This is a genomic window from Thalassospira sp. UBA1131, assembly GCF_002311515.1.
Taxonomy (GTDB): Bacteria; Pseudomonadota; Alphaproteobacteria; order Rhodospirillales; family Thalassospiraceae; genus Thalassospira.
In genome coordinates this window covers 1-6,679 of record NZ_DCAO01000063.1, presented here as the reverse complement: position 1 = coordinate 6,679, position 6,679 = coordinate 1, and the positions used below count along the sequence as shown (strand labels likewise).

The 6,679-nt window shown below is 54.8% G+C and carries 5 protein-coding genes and 1 pseudogene; all 6 read left to right on the top strand.

The features are described 5' to 3' along the window. Nucleotides 1–288, top strand: a 288-nt coding sequence (locus B3Z49_RS09475) for a helix-turn-helix transcriptional regulator (protein WP_296990334.1), incomplete at its 5' end; no start/stop codon positions are given. Between the two features lie 148 nt (nucleotides 289–436). Then, the gene (locus tag B3Z49_RS09470; RefSeq protein ID WP_296990332.1) at nucleotides 437–1,069 is read left to right on the top strand and encodes a BON domain-containing protein; all 633 of its coding nucleotides are present in this window, start codon (nucleotides 437–439) and stop codon (nucleotides 1,067–1,069) included. A gap of 93 nt (nucleotides 1,070–1,162) precedes the next feature. Beyond that, nucleotides 1,163–2,128 (top strand): SirB1 family protein, encoded by a 966-nt coding sequence (locus B3Z49_RS09465; RefSeq protein ID WP_296990331.1) that lies wholly within the window; start codon nucleotides 1,163–1,165, stop codon nucleotides 2,126–2,128. A 679-nt stretch (nucleotides 2,129–2,807) separates the two neighbouring features. Next, nucleotides 2,808–3,797: an adenosine kinase gene (locus B3Z49_RS09460; protein ID WP_286791127.1), complete on the top strand. Its 990-nt coding sequence runs from the start codon at nucleotides 2,808–2,810 to the stop codon at nucleotides 3,795–3,797. Nucleotides 3,798–4,231: 434 nt separating this feature from the next. After that, the gene (gene typA, locus B3Z49_RS09455) at nucleotides 4,232–6,043 is read left to right on the top strand and encodes a translational GTPase TypA (protein ID WP_063086392.1); all 1,812 of its coding nucleotides are present in this window, start codon (nucleotides 4,232–4,234) and stop codon (nucleotides 6,041–6,043) included. A gap of 154 nt (nucleotides 6,044–6,197) precedes the next feature. Continuing rightward, a pseudogene (locus B3Z49_RS09450) lies at nucleotides 6,198–6,679 on the top strand (MFS transporter); the annotation flags it as partial.

Here is a 6,679-nt window from a genome sequence, read left to right as displayed (position 1 = left end):
AACTTTGACCGTCCGGTACAATCTGACGAGCTTGAACAGGTTGCCGGTATGGACCGTTTTCGCCTGATCCGGCATTTCCGTGCACGGTTCGGAACCACACCCTATCGATATCTGATGATGCGGCGCCTGCAAAAGGCGCGGGCATTGATGATGATTGGGCAACCCCTGGCCGGAATTGCCGCCGAAACCGGATTTGCCGATCAAAGCCATTTCAACCGCCATTTTCGCCAGACTTATGGTGTGTCACCCGGGCGTTGGGCGGAATTGTTCGCCAGCAACAACCTGTGATCGTCGGCCTGTTGCGTCGATTTCGGGCACAAATTCGCAGAAAAATGCATTTTTACTGATAAACCGCCCAGTATTTTAAGTCTCTTTAACCCCCGCGGGCCATGATGGGTGATGTAAGACTTGGGGGAACTGGACGAGACATCCGTTAATGTCACCAATAAGAATGGTCAATCGGCCACTTGGCTTTGCAAGGGCACTTCTGCTGACGGGTATGTGCATTTTGCCGCTTTCGGGATGCACGCCTACATCCGTTGTGCTCGGAGCTGGCGCAACCGCCGGTGTTGCCGCCTTTCAGGAACGCGGCTTTAACGGTGCTGTCAGTGATACGGCGATCACCGCCCAGATCTGGCAGAAGTTTCTGGCACAGGACGAAAAACTGTTTCTCGATATCGAGATTGAAGTGGTTGAAGGTGAAGTTCTTTTGGCTGGTCAGGTGCCCACCGTGGCTGATCAACTTGAAGCTGTGCGGTTAAGCTGGCAGGTTAGCGGGGTCAAAAGTGTTCATAACGAGATTGAGATCGGTGACGGCCTGACGCTTGTTGATAATGCAAGCGACCTGTTGATTACCACCAAGATCAAGACTGCATTGATGTTTGATGGTGATGTTTTCGCCATCAATTACAGCGTCGAGACCGTCAATGGCACCGTCCATCTGATGGGAATTGCCCAGGACGACCATGAACGCAGTCGCGTGATTTCACATGCCCGGGACACCAGCTATGTCAAACGGGTTGTCAGTCATATCCGTCTGAAAGACGATGCCATCCGACAAGGAACCTAAGCCATCAGTACCGTAAGCCACATAACAGCACCGACCGATCCGGATCGCCAATGGCTTGTCGATTATGGCAAGGGCCTGAAACCTGACGCCAGCGTGGCGGAGGCGGCCCTGCATTTTGCCCGACTGAACCAATCGAAAGGCACCCATAAACGCGATGTCGCGCCATTCATCACGATTTTGGATGATCTCGCCGATCAGGTCCGTGCCGAATTGGCGGGTCTGACCTTGCAGCCCGATCTTGCCACCGACGGCACGGATCAGCAGGCCCTGCCCGTCGATGACAAGGAAGCCGAGCCGACCATTGATCAGGTTGTGCGCGCCCTACAGACCGTGATTGCCGAACGCAATGGCTTTCAGGGGGATGCGGAAAACTATGATGACATTGCCAATGCCGATCTGATGCAGGTGATTGAGCGCAAGCGCGGCCTGCCGGTTGCCCTTGGCATGCTCTATATCCACGCGGCCATGCGGTGCGGTATTGCCGTCACCGGCATTGATTTTCCGGGTCATTTCCTGCTGCGCGTGCAGGCCAATGGCAAACGCAAGATGATCGACCCGTTCCATGGCGCGATCAGTCTCGGTCCGGCAGAATTACGTGAATTGCTGAAGTCATTCAGTGGCCTTGATGCCGAACTTGCACCGCATCATTACCGGCCGTCATCCGACATCGATATTTTGTTACGACTTCAAAACAACATAAAGGTACGGGCGCTTCGCGCCGGTGAGCTGGAGCTCGCAACCCGTGTTGTCGAACACAGTTTGCTGATCGCGCCGGACCATGAAGGGCTTTGGCATCAGCTTGGCGCGCTCTATGCCCGCCTTGACCAGGACCATATGGCGCTTGGTGCGTTTGAACAGTTCGTCAAACGTTGCGAAGACCCGCTTCATCGCGCCCGGATCGAAGCGGTAATCGAAGAATTGTATGAAAGGGTCCGTCATGAAGCGGGCCCCGGAACGGCACACACTGAAAAGAACAAGGTCGTGCCGGATTACATCGACAAGGGTGACACCGGATCGGCAGACGACAATGCGCCGATCCCGCTTTTCCCCGATAAATAACCCCGAAATAGCGCCCAAAAATCCTGTGCTGCGTGCCGGAAATGTCGCATTTGGCGAGATATGCCTGACCAAGGTGCCACCATCCCGTTTGGCTGTGAAATAGCCATTTTTCGTATTTAGAATTAAATAAAGTTATTTATATATCACATTATAGCATTTGCTATTTGCATCTATCCAAAGACAAACCGGTTTGTCTTGAAACCTCTCCATCGCAAAACTGGGCGAATTGGCGCTTCAAAATCATATAAATCTTCTTGTTTTGATATTTTTGCGGGGTTTTCGCATCATTTGCGCGCTGTTACCTGCGAAAAGTCTAAACAAAGCCCGAACCGTTGATTTCCGGGGCTTTGCGCCCGGTCGTTCTTGGCTGTGCCCATTCAAAATCAATTTTTGCAGTCGTGACCCGTAAATTCGAACCGGATCCAGATCGAATTTCACCGAATCAATACCTAAAAAACATCTTTTGCAGTTTTTTGACGAAGTTAAGGACAGGTTAAACGACCGGGCACGAAACAGTTGCAAAGCTTGCACCGAAAATCGCATTCCCTATACTCCGCAACTGTCAGTATCAGGCGCACTGAAAATGACGAGGCCAATGCACGCGCGGCGTAGCTTGCCGGTTTTTCACTGTGCCGTATACATCAGGGTCTGAGCCCACATAACCGCAGGAATTTACTATATGAACGACACCAAATTCGACGTCGTCGGGATCGGCAACGCCATTGTCGACGTCCTTGCCCACTGCAAGGAAGAAGACCTTGCGCGTCTTGAGCTTGTCAAAAACGCCATGACCCTGATTGATGCCGACCGGGCCGATGCGCTTTATGACCAGATGGGTCCGGGCCTTGAAATGTCGGGCGGATCGGCTGGCAATACCATGGCTGGCATCGCAGCCCTTGGCGGCAAGGGTGCCTATATCGGCAAGGTGCGTGATGATCAGCTGGGCCAGGTTTTCCGCCATGACATCCGTGCGATTGGTGTCGCGTTTGATTCTGCGGCCGCGACCGAAGGTTCCCCGACCGCGCGTTGCCTGATCTTTGTCACCCCGGATGGTCACCGTACCATGAACACCTTCCTGGGTGCCTGCACAGAGCTTGGCCCGGATGATATTGATGAAGATCTGATCAAATCAGCCAAAGTCACCTACATGGAAGGCTATCTGTGGGATCGCCCCGAAGCCAAGGATGCCTTTGTTAAGGCCGCCAAGGTTGCCCATGATGCCGGCCGTCAGGTTTCGATCAGCCTGTCTGATTCCTTCTGCGTTGATCGCCACCGCGAATCCTTCCGCGAACTGGTCGACGACCATATCGACGTCCTGTTTGCCAATGAGGAAGAGATCAAGTCGCTTTACGAGGTCGAGACCTTTGAAGAAGCACTGGCCGAAGTTCGCAAGCATTGCCGTGTTGCAGCCCTGACCCGCAGTGAAAAGGGCGCGGTCATCGTAAGCCAGAACGAACTTTATGAAATCAGTGCCGAACCGGTCGCCAAAGTGGTCGACACCACGGGTGCCGGCGATCTGTTCGCGTCGGGCTTCCTGTATGGCTACACCCAGGGTCACACCCTTGAGATCTGTGGTCAGCTGGGTGCGATCTGTGCTGCCGAGGTGATTTCGCATATGGGTGCGCGCCCGGATGCGGATCTCAAGGAACTGATCGCAAAGGCACTCTGATCGCTCTTTTATATAAAGAGTGCGGATGTTTGAAAGATTTCACGGGACGGCAACAATTCGTTGCCGTCCCGTTTTTTCTGTCGCGAAGGGCGGGTTTGCATGGCGCTGCAGCGCAACACAATCATTGACTTTGTCCAGAGTTTGGCGCAAACAGCCCGCATTGCAGAATAATCAACCCGACATGGCGCTTACAACGCTGGCCTTTCGCCTTAACATTGGCTATGACAGGGCGGCCTTCGGGTATATCTGCACGATTACGATCCGGGCCAGTAAACATTCAGCACATACGTTGATGTGGGTTTCCCACCGGTGATACCGGCGGTAACCATCGCGCTTGTTGCTGAATATCTACTGGCCTTGAAACACTTACTTACTGACCGATGCGCATGGGCATGACCCGGCGCGCGGCATTTTTATTTCTGGAGTCCGCGCCCATGAGCTTGCGCAATATCGCCATCATCGCCCACGTTGACCACGGCAAAACCACGCTGGTCGATTCCATGTTCCGCCAGTCCGGTGTCTATCGTGACAACCAGCGTGTTGACGAACGCGCCATGGACAGCAACGACCTGGAACGTGAACGTGGCATCACCATCGTCGCGAAACCGACGGCCGTTCAGTGGGGCGAAACCCGCGTAAACATCGTCGATACCCCGGGCCACGCCGATTTCGGTGGTGAAGTCGAACGTATCTTGTCCATGGTTGAAGGTGTTGTCCTTCTGGTTGACTCGGCCGAAGGCCCGATGCCGCAGACCAAATTCGTTCTGGGCAAGGCGCTTAAACTCGGTCTGAAGCCGATTGTGATCATCAACAAGATCGACCGTCCGGACCAGCGCGCCGAGGAAGTCCTCGACGAGATTTTTGATCTGTTCGTGTCGCTCGAAGCATCCGAAGAACAGCTCGACTTCCCGGTTCTCTACGCATCCGGTCGTGACGGCTGGGCAGCTGAAAACCCGGAAGGCCCGAAAGAAAACCTGACCCCGCTGATGGAACTGGTTCTGAGCCACGTTCCGGCACCGGACGTTGATGAAAAAGCACCGTTTGCCATGCTGGCAACCATGCTGCATGCCGATAACTTCCTTGGTCGTATTCTGACCGGTCGTGTTTATCAGGGCCGTGCGAAACTCAACATGCCGGTGAAGGTTATTCGTGGCGATGGCACGGTTGAAACCGGCCGTCTGTCGAAACTGATGGGCTTCCGCGGTCTGGAACGTGTCCCGCAGGAAGAAGCCGTCGCCGGTGACATCATCGCGATTGCCGGTCTGACCGAGGCAACCGTGGCTGACACCATCTGCTCCACCGAAGTTACCACCGCCATCGAAAGCCAGCCGATTGATCCGCCGACCCTGGCGATGACCTTCTCGGTCAACAACTCGCCGCTGGCCGGTCAAGAAGGTGACAAGGTTACCTCGCGCATGATCCGTGCCCGTCTGGAACGCGAAGCCGAAGGCAACATCGCGATCAAGATCGGTGAAACCGAAGACAAGGACGCATTCGAGGTTGCCGGTCGTGGTGAACTTCAGCTGGGCGTTCTGGTGGAAACCATGCGTCGCGAAGGGTTCGAACTGTCGATCTCGCGTCCGCGCGTTCTGTTCAAGGAAATCGACGGCGTTCTGTCCGAACCGTTCGAAGAAGTCCAGGTTGACGTTGACGAGGAATATTCCGGCGTCGTGGTCGAGAAAATGAGCCTGCGCAAGGCTGAAATGACCGACATGCGTTCTTCCGGTGGTGGCAAGACCCGTATCATCTTTATTGCGCCTTCGCGCGGCCTGATCGGTTATCACGGTGAATTCCTGACCGATACCCGCGGTACCGGCGTTATGAACCGCGTGTTCCATTCCTATGGCCCGGTCAAGGGCTCTATCGCCGGCCGTCGTAACGGTGCGCTGATCTCCAACGATCAGGGCGAAGCAGTGGCCTATGCCCTGTTTAACCTTGAAGATCGTGGCATCATGTTCATCGAACATGGCGAACGCGTCTATCAGGGCATGATCATCGGTGAACACAACCGTGACAACGACCTTGAAGTCAACGTGCTCAAGGGCAAGAAGCTTACCAACGTTCGTGCATCGGGCAAGGACGAAGCTGTTACCCTGACCCCGCCGCGTCGTATGTCGCTTGAAGAAGCGCTGTCTTACATTCAGGACGACGAACTGGTCGAAGTGACCCCGAAAAGCGTTCGTATCCGTAAGCTGCACCTTGATCCGAACGTGCGTAAGCGCGAAAGCCGCAAGAAAGAAGGCTAAGCCTTTCTCTTGCCAAGCCGAATTCAAAAAAAGGCCGGTCCATATGGATCGGCCTTTTTGCTGTTCGCGTTTCGCCACACAGCGCAATGTTTCGGCTTTCCTTAACCTGTTTGCCCTAGCTTCATGACAGCATGCTTCAAGTTGGGGGAAATCGATGCGCAGCGCAGAAAAACGAAGCTGGGGCGAGGCCTTTGGGGCCTTTATTCATCCGCGCGTGATCACGATGCTGTTTCTGGGACTGTCGGCCGGCATTCCCATCCTCCTGATTTTCTCCACCCTGTCGATCTGGCTGCGCGAAGCGGGTGTGGATCGTTCCACCGTCACCTATTTCAGCTGGGCGGCACTTGGCTATTCCTTCAAGTTTGTCTGGGCGCCGCTGATTGATCGGCTGCCCTTGCCGGTTTTGCACGGCATTCTGGGCCGTCGGCGTAGCTGGCTGATCATTGCCCAGGGCGGCATCATCGCCGCCATCCTGTGGATGGGACTGACCGACCCGGCAGAAAACCTGACCATGATGGCCTTTGCTGCGGTTGCCCTTGGTTTTGCCTCTGCCACCCAGGACATTGTTATTGATGCCTATCGCATCGAGGCCGCCGATGCCGACCTTCAGGCAATGATGAGTTCGGCCTATATCGG

Excerpts from the sequence above, each read along its gene's own strand:
- B3Z49_RS09470 (WP_296990332.1), top strand. The coding sequence starts at position 437 with ATGTCACCAATAAGAATGGTCAATCGGCCACTTGGCTTTGCAAGGGCA.
- B3Z49_RS09460 (WP_286791127.1), top strand. The coding sequence starts at position 2,808 with ATGAACGACACCAAATTCGACGTCGTCGGGATCGGCAACGCCATTGTC.
- typA (WP_063086392.1), top strand. The coding sequence starts at position 4,232 with ATGAGCTTGCGCAATATCGCCATCATCGCCCACGTTGACCACGGCAAA.